A 17,161-nucleotide genomic window follows, 5' to 3' on the forward strand; every position below is an offset into this window, starting at 1 on the left:
GTACCCGCGGGTACCGGCCCTTTCGCCTTCAGTCCAGGTCGGCCAGGGCTTCGGCGGCGCGCCGGCGGTGCGATTCGGTCAGGTGCGGGTCTTCGGCGAGGGTGCGGAAGGCTTCCGCGGCGGAGTCGTCGTAGGCATAGGCGAGTTCGTCCGCCGCTTCGAGCCGCACTTCGGCTGGCAGGTCGGAATCCGCGGCCATCGAACGCAGCACCGTGCACGCCTCGACGAGCCCGTGCACCGCCTCCTCGCCCAGAAGCGCGGTCAGCTTGCCGCCGAACCGCAGCTTGAGCAGCCGCAGATACGCTTCGTGCCCTTCGGCCTGTACCGCGACGCAGGCGGCGCGCAACCGCACCTCGTCGGGCAGAACCTCGCAGTGGGCGATCAAGTCGAGCCCGGCCAGCCGGTCGTCGTCTTCCCCGCCAGTGGCCGCCAGCTCGAGCGCGGCAGCTTCGTTGTCCGGGTACTCCCAGCTCGATTCGCGGGCCCGCACCAGGAAGTTCATCGCCGCCGCGGCGGCCGGGCTCCTGCGCACCGCCTGCCCGATCGCGTCGAGGCGGACCGCGTCCTGGAGGTCCGCGTCGGCGGCGATCGAGAGCAGCCGCCGGATTCCGTTCAGTTCGTCCAGGTCGAGCAGGGTCTCCGCGGTGCCCAGCCGGTCGCCCTCGTCCAGGTCGATGCCGAGGGTCGATTCGGAGAACTCGGCCAGCAGCGTCTCGCCGAAAACCACGCCCGCCGAGCGAAGCCGCCGGGCGAGCGACCAGAACTTTTCCGGCGCGCTGTACAGGAAATCCAGGATCAGGTCGTTCGGGTCGAGCCCGCGCCTGCCCCACATCTCGACGGCGAAGAGCGGCACCTGCGACACCGCGAACGCGTAGCCCGGCGACAGCAGGTCGACTATCCGCACTACCGCCTCGAACCGCTCTTCGGCGGCGGCAGCGGCCAAGCGGCGCACCACGAACCGAGCCGCGAAGTACTCCTCCACCGTGGCGTGGCTGAAGTCGATCCCGCCCGGCGTCGCGACGAACATTTCGTTGCCCCGCAGCATTTTCCGCACCGCGGCGGCGTCCAAACCGGGAACTTCGCCCCGAATACTGTCCAGAAGCGGCAGATCCGCGTCCCGGAAGTACCGTTCGGCCGCGGCCCGCTCGAGCACGGACACGACCCGGCTGGCGCCCAGCGCACGGACCAGCAGGTCGCAGAGATCGACCATGGCGACCGGGAGATTGCGGCCTCCGGAGCGCACCACCTCGCCGCACAACAGCCCGGCGACCTGCGGCTTCCCCGCCCAGCTCCCGATCTCGCGCTCGCGGACGTGCCGGATCAGCAGGGCGGCGGCCACCGCGGGTTCCGGGATCCGGCGGGCCTCGAACCACCGCTGGGCGAACTCGGCGAGCGAATCCTCCCCGAACCCCAGCAGGTCGAAGATCGGCAGCTCGGCGCGATCGACCGTGGGCACCGGCCGGGTCGCGACCACGAAGCGGAGAAACCCGTGCCGCCGCGCCGCGCTGGTGATCGCGGAGAACGCGAGGTGCAGCCGGTCGGCGCCGGAGAGTTCGTCGAGCCCGTCCACCAGCACCAGCCACGGCCGGTCGCCCGGAGCGGGCTGGGCGAAGAGGTCCGAAGGCAGATCGTCCAGCAGCAGCGGTCCGAGTTCCGCCAGCACCGCCGCGCGGATCGCCGCGGCGAGCGGGGAGCCGCGCCGGAAAACCCGGGCGTGGACGAGGACCGGGAGACAGTCCGGGCTCTGCCCGTTCAGCTGCCGCTGGGCCAGCGAGTGCGCGATCCAGCGGAGCATGGTCGACTTCCCGGCGCCCGGGTCGCCGCGAAGGACGAGATTCGGGTGCTCCCGCAGCATTTCCCAGAAAGTGCCGACCGGTCCGCCGGCCGCGGCGCGCACGAGCTGGTCCCCGTGCAGATCGCCGAGCCGCAGCGGCGCTTCGGCGCTGCCGGCGACCGGAAGATCGAGCGCCCACTGCGAGACCGCGTGCGCGTAGTCGTCGACATCGAATTCCGGCTGTCCGGCGGCGAACGTCACCTGCACGTCGCGGGCCTGGATGACCTTGCCCGCGTAAACGCTGCCGATGTGGTTGTGCACGCCCTCGTCCGGCATCCCGACCCCCTCCCGCAGGGGAGCCTATCCACCGGCGGAGCGGTTCGGGGTCAGGAGCGCGAGAACGCCGTCCGCATCCAGAGCGTCGCCAGGACGATCGTCGCGATCCACGCCACGATCATGCCGATTCCCGGACCGTCGCCTGCCGCTCCGCTGGCGTGCGCGGACTGCTGCGACCAGATCGCCAGCAGGCCGTCGACCGAGGCGAACCAGCCGCCCGCGGCACAGCACCAGGCGACCCACCAGCGGCGCGACACGAGCGCGACCGCGCCGATGAACACGCCGACGCCGGTGGACGTCACGGCGAACAGCTGCGGCACCCCGCCCGCCTCGCCGGCCAGCGTCTCCCAGCCCGCGCGGCCCTGGGCCCACGGCAGGATCTGGGCCACGAGCAGCACGAACATCAGCACCGAGATGGTGAATCCGCGCCTGCCCAGCTCGACCGTGCGCGCGACGCGGCGGCCCGCGTCGTCGATTTCCTCGCTGAGGCGCCGGTCGACCTCGGCCGGCGTTCCCGGTTCGCTCATCCCGCACACCCACTCACCGGGGCCGGCTGCGCCGCCGGGGCTCCGAAGCCCGGCAGTCCCAGGGTGACCCCGCTCGTCTTGGGCCGAAGACCGGCTTCGGCGTTGTCGCCCGCTCGCGTGCGGCGATGCGTCAGGAGGTCGCCGTCGGCGACCAGGTGGTGCGGCGCGCCGTAGCTGATCACCGTCTCCACGACGTCGCCCGGCCGGACCGAGCGGTCGACGGCCGGGCCGGTCGGCGTGAAGTGCACCAGCCGTCCGTCGCGGGCGCGCCCGCTCATCCGGTGCGTCTCGGCGTCCTTGCGTCCCTCGCCCGCGGCGACCAGCAGCTCGACCCGCCGGCCGACCAGCTTGCGGTTCTCTTCCCAGGAGATCTCGTTCTGCAGCTCGACCAGCCGGTCGTAGCGCTCCTGCACGACCTCCTTGGGCAGCTGGCCGTCCATCTCCGCGGCGGGCGTGCCGGGGCGCTTCGAGTACTGGAAGGTGAACGCGCTGGAGAACCGCGCGGCGCGGACGACGTCGAGCGTCGCCTGGAAGTCTTCCTCGGTCTCGCCGGGGAACCCGACGATGATGTCGGTGGTGATGGCGGCGTCCGGCATCGCGGCGCGCACCTCGTCGAGGATGTTCAGGAACCGCGCCGACCGGTACGACCGGCGCATCTCGCGCAGCACCCGGTCCGAGCCGGACTGCAGCGGCATGTGCAGCTGGTGGCAGACGTTCGGGGTCTCGGCCATCGCGTCGATCACGTCCGAGGTGAACGCGGCCGGATGCGGCGAGGTGAACCGCACGCGCTCCAGCCCGGCGATCCCGCCGGTCGCGCGCAGCAGCTTGCCGAACGCGAGCCGGTCGCCGAACTCGACGCCGTAGGAGTTCACGTTCTGGCCCAGCAGCGTCACCTCGAGCACGCCCTCGGCGACCAGCGCCTCGACCTCGGCGAGGATCTCGCCGGGACGGCGGTCGCGCTCCTTGCCGCGCAGCGACGGCACGATGCAGAACGTGCAGGTGTTGTTGCAGCCGACCGAAACCGACACCCAGCTCGCGTAGGACGATTCGCGGCGCGCGGGCAGCGTGGACGGGAACGTCTCGAGCGATTCGAGGATTTCGACCTCGGCCTCGGCGTTGTGCCGCGCGCGCTCCAGCAGCGCGGGCAGCGAGCCGATGTTGTGCGTCCCGAAGACGACGTCGACCCACGGCGCGCGCTTGACGATGTCGCCGCGGTCCTTCTGCGCGAGGCAGCCGCCGACGGCGATCTGCATGTCCGGATTGGCGACCTTGTCCGGACGGAGGTGCCCGAGGGTGCCGTAGAGCTTGTTGTCCGCGTTCTCCCGCACGGCGCAGGTGTTGAACACGACCAGATCCGGCTTCGCCTGCGCGGGAGCGGGGACGTAGCCGGCTTCCTCGAGCTGCCCGGCGAGCCGTTCGGAGTCGTGCACGTTCATCTGGCAGCCGAACGTGCGGATCTGGTACGTTTTCGCGTTCATCGCCGTCCAGCCTAAACCCCGTGTCCCGCGCCGGACCCGGCACCCGCCCGCCGGGGCGTTGCGCGACGCCCCCGTCCCGGAATTCCGATAACCGGGAAATGTGCCGTTGACCGGGAACGGAAATGCGCTGGGCCCGGCCCCGGGAAACAATTCCCGCTATTGTTTTCCACGCGGTGCCGAAGATATGCTCACCGCCATTGTTCCGAATCGGACCGCCGCCGCCCAGGAGGAAAAGTGCGCAAGGTTTTCGCCTGCTCAGCGGCAGTCGTCGCGAGCACGCTCGCCATCGTCGCGGCCGCCCCGGTGACCGCGGCCCCGGCTCCGGCTCCGCAGTCGGTCAGCTGGTCGGCCGACCCGGTCGACGGCGTCGGCGCGTTCAACTCGATCCAGTGCGCCGACGGCCACTTCAAGACCGCCGACTCCGTGAAGGGCAAGGTGTGGGTCGCCGAGCAGCTCGCGCAGGAGGAACGCTGCGAGGCGGTCGGCCCGGACCTCGCCGCGGGCAAGACGTTCTACCTCGGCTGGTCGTCGAAGTACCGCATCACCGACTCCACCAGCCGCTACGTGTTCCAGCTGAAGTGCAGCCCGAGCGACGGCACCGCGAACCACCCGATCGTCCTCAAGATCTCCGGCGGCAGGCTCCAGCTGGAGGAGTGGACGACCGACCACACGAGCGTCAAGCTCTGGTCCGCGCCGGTCTCCAACGACCAGTGGCACGACATCGCCTTCCGGATCTTCACCGACCGCACCCAGGGCACGATCCAGTTCTGGTTCGACGGCCAGCGGCAGACCTTCTCCGACGGGTCCACCACCTACACCGGCACCACGATCGACGGAACGCGCAACTACCTGAAGTGGGGCGTCTACCACCAGGCCGACCAGACGGCGACGCAGTGGCTCACCAAGATCCGGATGGGCGACAGCCTGGCCGACGTCACCGGCTGACCTCTGGCACCATCGGCCCATGCGATGGAGGCTGACGGCGGCGCTGGCAGTGCTCACGGTGCTGCTGAGCGGGTGCGGGCCGAGCTTCGCGAACCTGCACCTGCGCGTCGCGGCCGGCTCGGTGGGCGGCGTGTACCACGACCTCGCCGGGCCGCTGGCCTCGGCGTGGGCGGGCGAACTCGGCATCGAGACGCCCGAGGTGCTCGCCACCCAGGGGTCGCGCGACAACCTCAACCGAGTGCTTTCCGGGGGCGCGGACGTCGCGTTCGTCGCCGCGGACCTGGCCGCGGACGCGGCGGCCGCGCACCCCGGCAAGCTCGCCGCGCTGGCCCGCATCCACGACGACTACCTGCACATCGTCGTCCGCAGGGATTCGCCCTACACCTCGGTGCCGATGCTGCGCGGCCGCCACCTCGCGGTCGGCTCGCCGGAATCGGGCGTCGAGTACATCGCCGACCGGGTGCTGCAGGTCGCCGGGCTGAAAAGCTCGGTCTCGGTGAAGCAGCTGAGCCTGGAGGAGTCGCTCGCCGCGCTGGCCGACCGCCGGATCGACGCGATGTTCTGGTCCGGCGGGCTGCCGACGCCGCTCATCACCGAGTACAACCGCAAGGTCGGCCTCCGGCTGCTCGACATGTCCAGCCTGATGCCCGGCATGCAGCGGTTCAGCCCGGTGTACGGCACCGCGACCATCCCCGGCAGCACCTACGACCAGCACGGTCCGGTCACGACGCTGGTGGTGCCGAACTTCCTGGTCGTGCCCACCTCGATGTCCGCCGACGTCGCCGAAGCGCTCACCAAGGGCCTCTACGACGCCCGCCCGCGGCTGGCGGCGGTCAACCGGGCGGCGCTGTCGATCGACGTGCATCCGGGGATCGAGACCGGGCCGCTGCCGTTGCATCCCGGCGCGCTGGCGTACTACCGCGCGGAGAAGGTCTAGCGCGCGACCGGGAAGTCCATCGCGATCCGCAGCCCGCCGCCCTCGGGCAGGGACAGCTTCAGCTCGCCGCCGGAATGCCGGACGATCTCGGTGACGATCGCCAGCCCCAGCCCCGACCCGGGCACGTTCTGATGCGCCGTGCTCCGCCAGAACCGGTCGGCCGCCCGCTCCAGTTCGTCCTCGCGCAGCCCGGGGCCGTGGTCGCGGACCGAAACCGTCACGCGGTCCCCGGCGACCTTCGCGGCCACTTCGACCGAGGTGCCGGAAGGGCTGAACTTGAGCGCGTTGTCCAGCAAAGCGTCGAGCACGACCTCCAGCCCGCGCGGCGGCACGAGCACGCGCGCGCCGTCGACGTCCACCGCGCTCTCCAGCGAGACCTCGCGAGCCGCGCCGACCACCGACCAGTCGGCGACGCGGTCGGCGATCACCTCGGCGAGGTCTTCGGAAACCAGCTCGCCGCCAGCGGATTCCGCGCGGGCCATGGACAGCAGCTCGTCGAGGATCTGGTTCAGCCGCCGGGCGTCCACCTGCGCCGCTTCGAGGTCGGCCGCCGCGGTTTCGTCGGTCACCTGGCCGTCGAGGTTGCCCAGCCGGATCTTCAGCGCGGTCAGCGGGTTGCGCAGCTGATGCGAGGCGTCGGCGACGAACGCGCGCTGCGCGGCCAGCGCTTCCGACACGCTCGCCGCCATCCGGTCGAACGACCGCCCCAGCTGCCGCAGCTCCGGCGGGCCGCCGCTCTCCCCCACCGGCTCCGCCTCCCGGCCGCTGACCACGGACGCGACCAGCGCACCGGTCGCCTCGTCCAGCCGCCGGACCGGGCGCAGCGTCCAGCGCACCACCGGCAGCGCGACGAGCAGCGCCAGCCCGAACGCGACCAGCGCGCACGCGGCCAGCAGCAGCCACTGCCACAGCAGCTGGGTGCGGACGTGGTCGGTCGCGGATTCGGTCACCACCGCGCCGCGCACCTCGCCGTCGATGAGGATCGGCTCGGCCAGCACCAGCGGTTTCGCCGCCCACGGCAGCAGCAGCGGCCCGGCTTCGGGCGGACGGGCGGCGAGCGCCTCGTTCACCGGCACCTGGATCGATGCCCGGTCGACGGCGCCGCTCACCGAGCTCAGCACCGGGTCGCCGTCCTGGTTCACCACGACCACCTTCACGCCGTACACCTCGGTGTACCGGCGCAGTTCGGGTTCGAGGCGGCCGAGCTGGTTGTCGAGCAGCGGACGCTGGGCGAGCGAGGCGAACCGCGAGGTGTCGGTGAGCCGGTCGAGGAAGAGCTTCTGCTGGAGGCTGCTCGCGATGCTGAGCGCGAGCGGGATGCCGAGCCCGAAGACGAGCAGCGCGACGAGCGTGACGACGATGCCCTGCAGCCGGACGCGCATCGGTCAGTCCCGCCGGATGCCCAGCCGGTAGCCGACGCCGCGGACCGTCTCGATCAGCGCCGGGCGGCCGAGCTTGGTGCGCAGGGTGGCGACATGCACGTCCAGCGAACGGCTCTCCGCCGCGCCGCGGTGTCCCCACACCTCGTTCAGCACCTGCTCGCGCGAGCACACCGCGCCGCCCGCCGCCGCGACCAGCGCCAGCACCTGGAACTCCTTGCGGGACAACGCGATCGGCTCGCCCGCGACCAGCACCTCGTGCCGGGACAGGTCGATCCGGACGTCGCCGACCTCGACCACCGGCACGGACGGCGCGGCCCGTTCCCCTCGGCGGCGCCGGACCGCTTCGACCCGCGCGAGCAGTTCCTCCACGTCGTAGGGCTTGACCAGGTAGTCGTCGGCGCCGGCGCGCAGGCCGTGCACCCGGTCGTTCACCTCGCCGCGCGCGGACACGACGATCACCGCGACGTCACTGACCGCCCGGATCTGCCGGCAGAGCACCACGCCGTCCACGTCGGGAAGCCCCAGGTCGAGGAGGATCACGTCGACGTCGTGGACCCGGTCGAGCACCCCGGCCCCGGACGGAAGCCGCTGCATGGCCAGGCCGCGGCGGATCAGAGCGGGCACGAGCGCCCCGGCGACCCGGTCGTCGTCTTCCACCAGCAGCACGCGCACGCTTGCTCCTCCCCGGTGATCCAGACCACGGTAGCCGCACTCTGGGGCGCCACGCCCCGCGGACACGGTGCGTGGCGGCGGCCACAGTCCCGACTAGGCTGAAAGCCGCCCCGACGGCCGCATCCGATACGTAGTTGAAACCCTAAGTATTGCTCAAGCCGTCTTTACAAGAGATGTCCCGGTAGTAGGTTTCCGCAAGCGTTGCGGAACCCCGGTTCCGCGGACGCCGCTGACCAACGGAGCTCTGGAGGCCACGATGACCACCGAGGTGGCGACGCCGATGATCAAGGCGGCCGCCGTGAACAAGTACTTCGGCGATCTGCACGTGCTGCGCGAGATCACGCTCGAGGTGCCGCGCGGCCAGGTCGTCGTCGTGCTCGGGCCGTCCGGGTCGGGCAAGTCGACGCTGTGCCGCGCGATCAACCGGCTCGAGCCGATCAACTCCGGCGAGATCGCCGTGGACGGCGTGCCGCTGCCCGCCGAGGGCAAGGCGCTCGCCGCGCTGCGCGCCGACGTCGGCATGGTCTTCCAGCAGTTCAACCTGTTCGCGCACAAGACGATCCTCGAGAACGTCATGCTCGCGCCGGTGAAGGTGCGCAAGACCGCGCAGGCGCAGGCCCGCAAGACGGCGATGGAACTGCTCGAGCGCGTCGGCATCGCGAACCAGGCCGACAAGTACCCGGCCCAGCTGTCCGGCGGCCAGCAGCAGCGCGTGGCGATCGCCCGCGCGCTCGCGATGAAGCCCAAGGTGATGCTGTTCGACGAGCCGACCTCCGCGCTGGACCCGGAAATGGTCCAGGAGGTGCTCGACGTGATGACCGGGCTGGCGAAGGACGGCATGACCATGCTCGTGGTCACGCACGAAATGGGCTTCGCCCGCCGCGCCGCCGACCGCGTGATCTTCATGGCCGACGGCGAGATCGTCGAGGACACCACGCCCGAGGAGTTCTTCACCAAGCCGAAATCCGACCGTGCGAAGGACTTCCTCGGCAAGATCCTGACCCACTGACCCGTTCGGGGGAATCCCCCGGCGCCCCGGGCCCGAGGTGGCTGTAATCGGCCGTGTCCATCGGCGCTACCCCGACCGGTACCGACGTTCCCGGACAGATGTTTCCCGGACAGATATTGGAGAGACTGACATGAGGATCCGCACCCTCGCGGCCGCCCTGCTCGCCGGCGGGCTGCTGCTCACGGCCTGCGGCAAGGAAGGCGCCCCGGCCGGTCCCGGCGGGGACGCCACCACGAACACCGCCGCGCTGCCGACCTACGAGGTGGCCAAGGACGTCAAGCTCGACGGCTCCCCGGTGTTCACGAAGATCAAGAACGCGGGCACGATCACCATCGGCGTCAAGGACGACCAGCCCGAGCTGGGCCAGAAGGACCCGAAGACCGGCAAGTTCCAGGGCTTCGACATCGAGATCGCCCGGATGATCGCGGCCGGCCTCGGCTTCAGCGAGGACAAGATCAAGTACACGACGGTCGACTCGGCCGCCCGCGAGCAGGCCATCGCCAACGGCCAGGTCGACCTCTACGTCGGCACCTACACCATCAACGACAAGCGCAAGAAGCTCGTGTCGTTCGGCGGCCCGTACTTCCAGGCCGGCCAGGACCTGCTGGTGCGCAAGGACGACAACTCGATCACCGGCCCGGAGACGCTGAAGGGCAAGAAGGTCTGCTCGGTCACCGGGTCGACCCCGATCCAGCGCGTCCGCGAGCAGAAGCTGACCGACCAGATCGTCGAGTTCCAGAAGTACTCGCAGTGCGTGGAGAAGCTGACCACGAAGGACGTCGACGCGGTCACCACCGACGACGCGATCCTCAAGGGCTACGCGGCGCAGGACCCGGACAGCTTCAAGGTCGTCGGCAAGCCGTTCTCGAAGGAGCCCTACGGCATCGGCCTGAACAAGGACGACAAGGTGCTGCGCGACAAGATCGACGACCTGCTGCAGGCCGCCGAGACCAACGGCACCTGGAAGAAGATCTACGACGCGACCCTCGGCAAGTCCGGCGCGCCCGCGACGCCGCCGGCCATCGAGCGGTACTGACCTGATCCGGCGGCCGGTGGGCGAAGCTTTCGCCCACCGGCCGCCGTACACCCACTATCGGCACACGGACGCGGGGAAGGCTCCATGGACGTCCTGCTCGACAATCTGGACCTCTTCGGTCCGTTCTTCCTGACCACGATCGAACTGTTCCTGATCGCGGGAGCGTGCAGCCTGGTGCTGGGCACGATCCTCGCGATGCTGCGGGTGAGCCCGGTCCCGGTGCTGCGCGCGATCGGCACGACGTACGTCACCGTCCTGCGCAACACGCCGCTGACGCTGGTGTTCGCGTTCCTCGTGTTCGCCTACCCGCTGCTCGACATCGTCAAGATCGACTACTTCCCGACCGCCGCGGTGGCGCTGACGATCTACACGTCGGCGTTCATCTGCGAGGTCGTGCGCTCGGGCATCAACACGGTGCCGGTCGGCCAGGCCGAGGCGGGCCGCGCGCTGGGCCTGTCGTCCGGGCAGATCCTCGGCGACATCGTCCTCCCGCAGGCGCTGCGGTCGGTCGTGCCGCCGCTGGTCAGCATGCTCATCGCGCTGCTGAAGAACACGACGATCGCCAGCGGCTTCTCGGTCGCCGAGGCCGGCGCGATCCGGCAGTACGTGTCCGAACGCGGCGACAACCAGATGATCGCGCTGCTGTGGGTCGCGCTCGGCTTCATCATCCTCGTGTCGGTGCTGTCGCTGATCCAGCGCAGCCTGGAGAAGCGCTGGAGCGTGGCCCGATGAGCACGGTTCTTTTCGACACTCCGGGCCCGAAAGCGCGGATGCGGCACCGGCTCTACGCGGTGCTGGGCATCGTCGTGGTGGCCGCGCTGATCGCGTTCATCGTCTACCGCTTCATCGACAGCGGCCAGTTCACCGGGCGCAAATGGGAGTGGCTGCAGTACTCCCAGGTGCAGAGCGACCTCGCGAACGCTGTCCTGGCGACCGTGAAGGCCTTCGCACTGGGCGCGGTGCTGGCCATCGTGTTCGGCGCGGTGTTCGCCGCCGGACGGCTTTCGGATCACGCGTGGGTGCGCGGGGTCTGCACGGCCGTCGTGGAGTTCTTCCGCGCGATCCCGCTGCTGATCCTGATGTTCCTGTTCTACTACGGCCTCCCGACCCTCGGCGTGGACACGTCGCCGCTGTTCGCGGTGGTCCTCGGCCTGACGCTGTACAACGGCTCGGTGCTGGCGGAGGTCTTCCGCGCGGGCATCCTGTCCCTGCCGAAGGGCCAGAGCGAAGCCGCGTACGCGCTCGGCATGCGCAAGACCCAGGTGATGTTCACGGTCCTGCTGCCGCAGGCGCTGCGCGCGATGCTGCCGACGATCATCAGCCAGCTGGTCGTGTTGCTCAAGGACACCGCGCTCGGCTTCCTCGTGACGTACCCGGAGCTGCTGTACTACGCCCGCTACATCGGCAGCCAGGGGGCCTTCGGCCGCCCGATCGTCCCGTCGACCCTCGTGGCCGCCGCGATCTACATCGCGATGTGCCTGCTGCTGACCGCGCTCGCGACTTACCTGGAGCGACGCAACCGGCGCAGCAAGAAGCACATCGACACGGGCGCCAAGGACGCTGCGGAACTCACCACCGCGGCGACTGGCGGCCTGCGTGGCGGGCCGCTCTGACGGTTTCTTGTTTCGCTTGAAGCCCCTGGCGCTGCTTTCTTTGCGGCGCTGGGGGTTTCTTTGTTTTCAGCCGTGCGCTGTCGGATGGCGTGGCTGGTACAGCGGGAGGAGGCTGCCGCTGGGGAGGCGGAGCGATACTCGGGTGCCCCAGGATGCGGTCGTTGGCTCGCCGTCCACTTCGGCTCCCTTCTGGGTCAGCTGCCGGACTGTTTCGGCTAGGTCGTCGCACATCAGGTAGAACTCCTGCTGGGGTTCTCCGTCGGTGGGGTGCACTGCCAGTTCCGTTGGGGGCAGGCGGAAAATGAGCCAGCCTTCGCCTGCGTCTACGTGGCCTAGTTCCAGTACGTCCTTGAGGAACTCCCGGTCTGCTGCTGCGTCTTTGCTGTAGAGGATCACGTGGGCGCCGGTGATCATGGCTTCTTGTCCTTCCTGAAGTCCTTTGGGTACAAGGGAAATCGTCCTTTGCGCGATCGAGCCCTGCGCGATCGAGCCGATCGAGTGATGCCGTCCGACCGCGGGTCCTGCTAACGTTGATCTCATCGAAGTAAGTGCATCGCATGTGATGTGAGCCCACGAGCGTTCTCGTAGCGGCCGTCGCGATTTCCCTTCTCTCCCAGTGCGTTGGCCAGCGCACTGGTCGGTGCGGTCTCGCCTGCGCGCGGTGAGATCACGCTGCCCGGAAACGGAAATCGCGGCGCGCCGCACGGAACACAGCCGCCGGGTCGGCCCGCCGTCATTACCAGACTCAACCGGCAAGGAGGAACCGCCTATTGCCCAACCACAACTGAATACGCCACCTGCCGCGCGTGCGCCGTCCTCGCCTCCGAAGGGCGGACCCGGAGCGCGTGAACGAGCAGGCGAGCCACCGTGGAAGGCACGGCTACCGTGCACGGGCAGGCTCACCTCGGGAACGGACAGGCCTGTCATCGCGGCCAAGCCAAGCCACTCCGCGAACCGGCAACCCCGCCACCGCGACCAAGCCAGGCCCACCCCGCGAACCGGCACGCCCGCCACCGCGGCCAAGCCACTCCGTGAGTCGGCAACCCCGCCACGACGGCTAAGCCAGGCCCACCCCGGGAACGGACAGGCCCGTCATCGCGACCAAGCCAAGCCACTCCGCGAACTGGCAACCCTGCCACCGCGACCATGCCAGGCCCGCCCGCGAACCGGCGACCCCGCCACCGCGACAAAGCCAGGCCCACCCGCGCACCAACACGCCCGCCGCCGCGAGCAAGCCAGCCCACCCGCGAACCGGCAACCCCGCCACCACCGGGCAGACAAACCCACTCCCGCGAACCGGCACGGCCGCAGCCCACCACCAACAGGTCCGCGACCGCACCGCCCACCACCCCGAGCGGACGTCACCGATTCCGGCGGAACAGCTTGTCCCCCAGCCAGACAATCGGGTCGTACTTGCGGTCGGCGACGCGTTCCTTCATCGGGATCAGCGCGTTGTCGGTGATGTGGATGCCTTCCGGGCACACCTCGGTGCAGCATTTGGTGATGTTGCAGAACCCGAGCCCGTGCTCGTCCTGCGCGGCGTCGCGGCGGTCGGCGACGTCCAGCGGATGCATCTCCAGCTCGGCGATCCGCATGAGGTAGCGAGGACCGGCGAAAGCCTCCTTGTTCTCCTCGTGGTCGCGGACGACGTGGCAGGTGTTCTGGCACAGGTAGCACTCGATGCACTTGCGGAATTCCTGCGAGCGCTCGACGTCCACCTGCTGCATCCGGTACTCGCCGGGCTTCAGCCCCTCCGGCGGGGTGAAGGACGGGATCTCGCGAGCCTTCGTGTAGTTGAACGACACGTCGGTGACGAGGTCGCGGATCACCGGGAAGGTGCGCATCGGCGTGACCGTCACGACCTCGGCTTCGGTGAACGTCGACATGCGCGTCATGCACAGCAGCCGCGGCCTGCCGTTGATCTCCGCGGAGCAGGAACCGCATTTGCCCGCCTTGCAGTTCCAGCGCACGGCGAGGTCGGCGGCCTGGGTGGCCTGCAGCCGGTGGATGATGTCGAGCACGACCTCGCCCTCGTTCACCTCCACGGTGAAGTCCTGCAGGCCGCCGCCGGTCGCGTCGCCTCGCCACACGCGGAACTTCGCCTGGTAGCTCACGCGGTCCTCCCGGAGTGGTTCTCCAGCTCGGCGTCGGTGAAGTACTTGCCCAGCTCGTCGAGTTCGAACAGCTCGAGCAGGTCCGGCCGCATCGGCGTCTGCTCCTTCACGGCCACGTCGACGTCCGGCACGAGCGGGTTGTCGCCTGGCCGCGCGGAGCAGACGAGCAGCCGGTGCCGCCAGTCCGGGTCCATCGACGGGTAGTCGTCGCGGGTGTGGCCGCCGCGGCTTTCGGTGCGGGTCAGCGCCGCGCGGGCGACGCATTCGCTCACCAGCAGCATGTTCCGCAGGTCGAGCGCGAGGTGCCAGCCGGGGTTGAACTGCCGGTGGCCCTCCACCGTCACCAGCCGCACGCGGCGGCGGATGTCCGCGAGTTTTTCCAGCGCCTGCTGGATTTCCCCGGCCTTGCGGATGATGCCGACGAGGTCGTTCATCGACTGCTGCAGCTCGGTGTGCAGGGTGTACGGGTTCTCCGGCGTGCCGTCGGCGGGCGGGTTGAACGGTTCGAGCGCCATCGCGGCCGCGGCGTCCACATCGGACTGCGACACCGCGGGACGATCCTCGAGACCGTCCACATAGGACGCCGCGCCCAGTCCGGCGCGCCGGCCGAACACGAGCAGGTCCGACAGCGAGTTGCCGCCGAGCCGGTTCGACCCGTGCATGCCGCCGGAGCACTCGCCCGCCGCGAACAGGCCGGGCACGCTCGCCGCGCCGGTGTCCGGGTCGACCTCCACGCCGCCCATCACGTAGTGGCAGGTGGGGCCGACCTCCATGGCCTCCTTGGTGATGTCGACGTCGGCGAGTTCCTTGAACTGGTGGTACATCGACGGCAGCCGCCGCTGGATCTCCTCGGCGGGCAGCCGGCTCGCGATGTCGAGGAACACGCCGCCGTGCGGGGACCCGCGCCCCTCCTTGACCTCGGAGTTGATCGCCCGCGCCACCTCGTCGCGCGGCAGCAGGTCCGGCGTCCGGCGGTTGTTCTCCTGGTCGGTGTACCAGCGGTCGGCCTCGCTTTCGCTGTCCGCGTACTGGCCCTTGAACACCTCGGGCACGTACTCGAACATGAACCGCTTGTCCTCGGAGTTCTTGAGCACCCCGCCGTCGCCGCGCACGCCCTCGGTGACGAGGATGCCCTTGACGCTCGGCGGCCAGACCATCCCGGTCGGATGGAACTGCACGAACTCCATGTTGATCAGCTTCGCGCCGGCGCGAAGGGCGAGCGCGTGCCCGTCGCCGGTGTACTCCCACGAATTCGACGTCACCTTGAACGACTTGCCGATGCCGCCCGTCGCGAGCACCACCGCGGGCGCTTCGAACAGCACGAACCGGCCGCTCTCGCGCCAGTAGCCGAACGCGCCGGCGATCGCGCCGTTGTCCAGCAGCAGCTCGGTGACCGTGCATTCGGCGAAGACCTTGATCCGCGCCTCGTAGTCGCCGTACTTCTTGAAGTCTTCCTGTTGCAGCGAAACGATCTTCTGCTGCATAGTGCGAATCAGCTCAAGCCCAGTGCGGTCGCCGACGTGCGCGAGCCGCGGATACGTGTGCCCGCCGAAGTTGCGCTGGCTGATCCGCCCGTCCGCCGTGCGGTCGAAGAGCGCGCCGTACGTCTCCAGCTCCCAGACGCGGTCCGGCGCTTCCTTGGCGTGCAGCTCGGCCATCCGCCAGTTGTTGAGGAATTTCCCGCCGCGCATGGTGTCGCGGAAGTGCACCTGCCAGTTGTCGTTCGAGTTCGCGTTGCCCATCGACGCCGCGCAGCCGCCCTCGGCCATCACCGTGTGCGCCTTGCCGAACAGGGATTTGCACACCACCGCGACGCTGAACCCGCGTTCGCGCGCTTCGATCACCGCGCGCAGACCGGCGCCGCCGGCACCGATCACCACCACGTCGTAGCTGTGCCGTTCGACCTCGGTCATGGAATAAGCCACCTCACGAGCTGGGGAGAACTGCCTTGCGCTGCTGGATTTCCGGGGTTCAGCCCACGAATCGCAGGTCGGAGATCGCGCCGCTCGACACGAGCATCACGTAGAAGTCGGTCAGCACGAGCGTGCCGAGCGTCGTCCACGCGAGGGTCATGTGCCGGGTGTTGAGCTTCGTGACCTGCGTCCAGATCCAGTACCGGACGGGATGTTTCGAGAAATGCTTGAGCCGCCCGCCGGTGACGTGCCGGCACGAGTGGCAGGAGAGCGTGTACGCCCACAGCAGCACGACGTTCACCACGAGAATCACGTTGCCGAGCCCGAAGCCGAACCCGCTGGGACTCTGGAAGGCGACGACGGCGTCGTAGGTGTTGACGAGCGAAACCACGCACGCGACGTAGAAGAAGTACCGGTGCACGTTCTGCACGATCAACGGCAGCCGCGTCTCGCCGGTATAACGCGCGTGCGGTTCGGCGACCGCGCAGGCCGGCGGGGAGAACCAGACCGAGCGGTAGTAGGCCTTGCGGTAGTAGTAGCAGGTCAACCGGAACCCGAGCAGGAACGGCAGCACGAGCACGCCGAGCGGCAGCCAGGACGGCATCTCGCCGAACCAGTGCCCGAAGTGGCTCGATCCCGGGACGCAGGAAGTGGACACGCAGGGCGAGTAGAACGGCGTCAGATAGTGGTATTCGGGCACCCAGTAGGCGGTGCGCACGAACGCCCGGACAGTCGCGTAAACGACGAAGGTGGCCAGCCCCAGCACAGTGAGCAGGGGCGCCAGCCACCACCGGTCGGTGCGCAATGTCCGGTCGGCGAGCCGCGCCCGCCCCGGCGCCCGAACGCCGGTACGGGCGCGGCTGACGTCGTTGTCAGCGGGCGCGCTCACCGCTGGTCGCGCTTGTAGCCACCGACACCTTCGTCGTCGGCACCGCTCCACAGCGCCGGATCGTAGGGAGTATCCGGGACAGGAACGCGCTCAAGAGGCTTCGCCTGCGCGGGCACAGCAGGCGGATGCCCGTCCAGCTCCGCACTGTCGATGTCGAGCCGCTCGACGTCGTTGGCCAGCCGGCGCACCGCGGACGCGTCGCCGTAGCGCGACCGCAATGCGCCCACGCACTGCCGCAACTGGCCGATGGTGCGCCGAAGTTCGGCGATCTCTGTGGTGGACATCGGAAGCCTCCCTGGTGGTGGGGCCGGCAGTTCGGGTGACGATCAACGCCGCCAAGTACGACTCTGCCTCGCGCGGTGCACTGTGACAAGTAGCACATTTACCAGAAGGAAGCATCCTGTAGCTGTTGACCTGGGGATTTCTCGCCAGATAGGGGCCAAAAGTGGGGTCTGGGCCGTCTCTGGGACGTCTTCCGCGCAAACCCCAGCCGACCGATTGGCGGAACGACCTCCGGCAGACAGAGAGTCATCCAG

At 69.5% G+C, this 17,161-nt stretch carries 16 protein-coding genes; 6 read left to right on the forward strand and 10 right to left on the reverse strand.

Features of this window, described 5'->3' with window-relative positions:
- Nucleotides 1–28 precede the first annotated feature (28 nt).
- From F9C11_RS37805 to miaB, 3 genes are read right to left on the reverse strand one after another with little or no spacing between them, the layout of a single operon-like run.
- Complete coding sequence (locus F9C11_RS37805; RefSeq protein WP_409182143.1) at nt 29–2,110, reverse strand: NACHT domain-containing protein; 2,082 nt, start codon at nt 2,108–2,110, stop codon at nt 29–31.
- A 50-nt stretch (nt 2,111–2,160) separates the two neighbouring features.
- Complete coding sequence (locus F9C11_RS37810; RefSeq protein WP_409182144.1) at nt 2,161–2,637, reverse strand: hypothetical protein; 477 nt, start codon at nt 2,635–2,637, stop codon at nt 2,161–2,163.
- Nucleotides 2,634–4,115, reverse strand: a complete 1,482-nt coding sequence (gene miaB / locus F9C11_RS37815) for a tRNA (N6-isopentenyl adenosine(37)-C2)-methylthiotransferase MiaB (protein ID WP_409182145.1) — start codon at nt 4,113–4,115, stop codon at nt 2,634–2,636. Before miaB ends, F9C11_RS37810 begins: the two co-directional genes overlap by 4 nt.
- Nucleotides 4,116–4,349: 234 nt before the next feature.
- Here miaB and F9C11_RS37820 point away from each other — a divergent pair, with 234 nt between their 5' ends.
- Complete coding sequence (locus tag F9C11_RS37820) at nt 4,350–5,060, forward strand: heparin lyase I family protein (RefSeq protein WP_409182147.1); 711 nt, start codon at nt 4,350–4,352, stop codon at nt 5,058–5,060.
- A gap of 19 nt (nt 5,061–5,079) precedes the next feature.
- Nucleotides 5,080–5,997: a TAXI family TRAP transporter solute-binding subunit gene (locus tag F9C11_RS37825; protein WP_409182148.1), complete on the forward strand. Its 918-nt coding sequence runs from the start codon at nt 5,080–5,082 to the stop codon at nt 5,995–5,997.
- On the opposite strand, the gene F9C11_RS37830 is transcribed toward F9C11_RS37825, so the two are convergent.
- Together F9C11_RS37830 and F9C11_RS37835 are read right to left on the reverse strand one after the other, a co-directional pair.
- Nucleotides 5,994–7,379 (reverse strand): ATP-binding protein, encoded by a 1,386-nt coding sequence (locus tag F9C11_RS37830; RefSeq protein ID WP_409182149.1) that lies wholly within the window; start codon nt 7,377–7,379, stop codon nt 5,994–5,996. The two genes, F9C11_RS37825 and F9C11_RS37830, sit on opposite strands and share 4 nt — an antisense overlap.
- A 3-nt stretch (nt 7,380–7,382) precedes the next feature.
- Entirely contained in the window at nt 7,383–8,051 is a 669-nt protein-coding gene (locus tag F9C11_RS37835) for a response regulator transcription factor (protein WP_409182150.1), read from the reverse strand.
- Nucleotides 8,052–8,331: 280 nt separating this feature from the next.
- On the opposite strand from F9C11_RS37835, the gene F9C11_RS37840 reads away from it, so the two are divergent.
- From F9C11_RS37840 to F9C11_RS37855, 4 genes are all read left to right on the forward strand, one after another.
- Nucleotides 8,332–9,060, forward strand: coding sequence for an amino acid ABC transporter ATP-binding protein (locus F9C11_RS37840; RefSeq protein WP_409187064.1), 729 nt, complete (start codon nt 8,332–8,334; stop codon nt 9,058–9,060).
- A 130-nt stretch (nt 9,061–9,190) separates the two neighbouring features.
- Nucleotides 9,191–10,096 (forward strand): glutamate ABC transporter substrate-binding protein, encoded by a 906-nt coding sequence (locus F9C11_RS37845; protein WP_409182151.1) that lies wholly within the window; start codon nt 9,191–9,193, stop codon nt 10,094–10,096.
- An 84-nt stretch (nt 10,097–10,180) separates the two neighbouring features.
- Nucleotides 10,181–10,828, forward strand: coding sequence for an amino acid ABC transporter permease (locus F9C11_RS37850; protein WP_409182152.1), 648 nt, complete (start codon nt 10,181–10,183; stop codon nt 10,826–10,828).
- Entirely contained in the window at nt 10,825–11,709 is an 885-nt protein-coding gene (locus F9C11_RS37855) for an amino acid ABC transporter permease (RefSeq protein ID WP_409182154.1), read from the forward strand. Before F9C11_RS37850 ends, F9C11_RS37855 begins: the two co-directional genes overlap by 4 nt.
- 66 nt (nt 11,710–11,775) lie before the next feature.
- On the opposite strand, the gene F9C11_RS37860 is transcribed toward F9C11_RS37855, so the two are convergent.
- The 5 genes from F9C11_RS37860 to F9C11_RS37880 all read right to left on the reverse strand — a co-directional run bounded on the left by F9C11_RS37860 (nt 11,776) and on the right by F9C11_RS37880 (nt 16,909).
- Nucleotides 11,776–12,123, reverse strand: a complete 348-nt coding sequence (locus F9C11_RS37860; RefSeq protein WP_409182155.1) for a VOC family protein — start codon at nt 12,121–12,123, stop codon at nt 11,776–11,778.
- A gap of 947 nt (nt 12,124–13,070) precedes the next feature.
- Nucleotides 13,071–13,823, reverse strand: a complete 753-nt coding sequence (locus F9C11_RS37865) for a succinate dehydrogenase/fumarate reductase iron-sulfur subunit (protein ID WP_409182156.1) — start codon at nt 13,821–13,823, stop codon at nt 13,071–13,073.
- On the reverse strand, nt 13,820–15,736 hold the full coding sequence (locus F9C11_RS37870; RefSeq protein ID WP_409182157.1) for a fumarate reductase/succinate dehydrogenase flavoprotein subunit: 1,917 nt from the start codon (nt 15,734–15,736) through the stop codon (nt 13,820–13,822). Before F9C11_RS37870 ends, F9C11_RS37865 begins: the two co-directional genes overlap by 4 nt.
- A gap of 58 nt (nt 15,737–15,794) precedes the next feature.
- Nucleotides 15,795–16,625, reverse strand: coding sequence for a hypothetical protein (locus tag F9C11_RS37875; protein WP_409182158.1), 831 nt, complete (start codon nt 16,623–16,625; stop codon nt 15,795–15,797).
- Nucleotides 16,622–16,909: a hypothetical protein gene (locus F9C11_RS37880; RefSeq protein WP_409182159.1), complete on the reverse strand. Its 288-nt coding sequence runs from the start codon at nt 16,907–16,909 to the stop codon at nt 16,622–16,624. Before F9C11_RS37880 ends, F9C11_RS37875 begins: the two co-directional genes overlap by 4 nt.
- Between the last annotated feature and the right edge of the window lie 252 nt (nt 16,910–17,161).

This window comes from Amycolatopsis sp. VS8301801F10, from assembly GCF_046195355.1.
In the GTDB taxonomy this organism is placed as follows: Bacteria; Actinomycetota; Actinomycetes; order Mycobacteriales; family Pseudonocardiaceae; genus Amycolatopsis.

Excerpts from the sequence above, each read along its gene's own strand:
- F9C11_RS37805 (WP_409182143.1), bottom strand. The coding sequence starts at position 2,110 with ATGCCGGACGAGGGCGTGCACAACCACATCGGCAGCGTTTACGCGGGC.
- F9C11_RS37810 (WP_409182144.1), bottom strand. The coding sequence starts at position 2,637 with ATGAGCGAACCGGGAACGCCGGCCGAGGTCGACCGGCGCCTCAGCGAG.
- miaB (WP_409182145.1), bottom strand. The coding sequence starts at position 4,115 with ATGAACGCGAAAACGTACCAGATCCGCACGTTCGGCTGCCAGATGAAC.
- F9C11_RS37825 (WP_409182148.1), top strand. The coding sequence starts at position 5,080 with ATGCGATGGAGGCTGACGGCGGCGCTGGCAGTGCTCACGGTGCTGCTG.
- F9C11_RS37830 (WP_409182149.1), bottom strand. The coding sequence starts at position 7,379 with ATGCGCGTCCGGCTGCAGGGCATCGTCGTCACGCTCGTCGCGCTGCTC.
- F9C11_RS37840 (WP_409187064.1), top strand. The coding sequence starts at position 8,332 with ATGATCAAGGCGGCCGCCGTGAACAAGTACTTCGGCGATCTGCACGTG.
- F9C11_RS37845 (WP_409182151.1), top strand. The coding sequence starts at position 9,191 with ATGAGGATCCGCACCCTCGCGGCCGCCCTGCTCGCCGGCGGGCTGCTG.
- F9C11_RS37850 (WP_409182152.1), top strand. The coding sequence starts at position 10,181 with ATGGACGTCCTGCTCGACAATCTGGACCTCTTCGGTCCGTTCTTCCTG.
- F9C11_RS37855 (WP_409182154.1), top strand. The coding sequence starts at position 10,825 with ATGAGCACGGTTCTTTTCGACACTCCGGGCCCGAAAGCGCGGATGCGG.
- F9C11_RS37860 (WP_409182155.1), bottom strand. The coding sequence starts at position 12,123 with ATGATCACCGGCGCCCACGTGATCCTCTACAGCAAAGACGCAGCAGCA.
- F9C11_RS37870 (WP_409182157.1), bottom strand. The coding sequence starts at position 15,736 with ATGACCGAGGTCGAACGGCACAGCTACGACGTGGTGGTGATCGGTGCC.
- F9C11_RS37880 (WP_409182159.1), bottom strand. The coding sequence starts at position 16,909 with ATGTCCACCACAGAGATCGCCGAACTTCGGCGCACCATCGGCCAGTTG.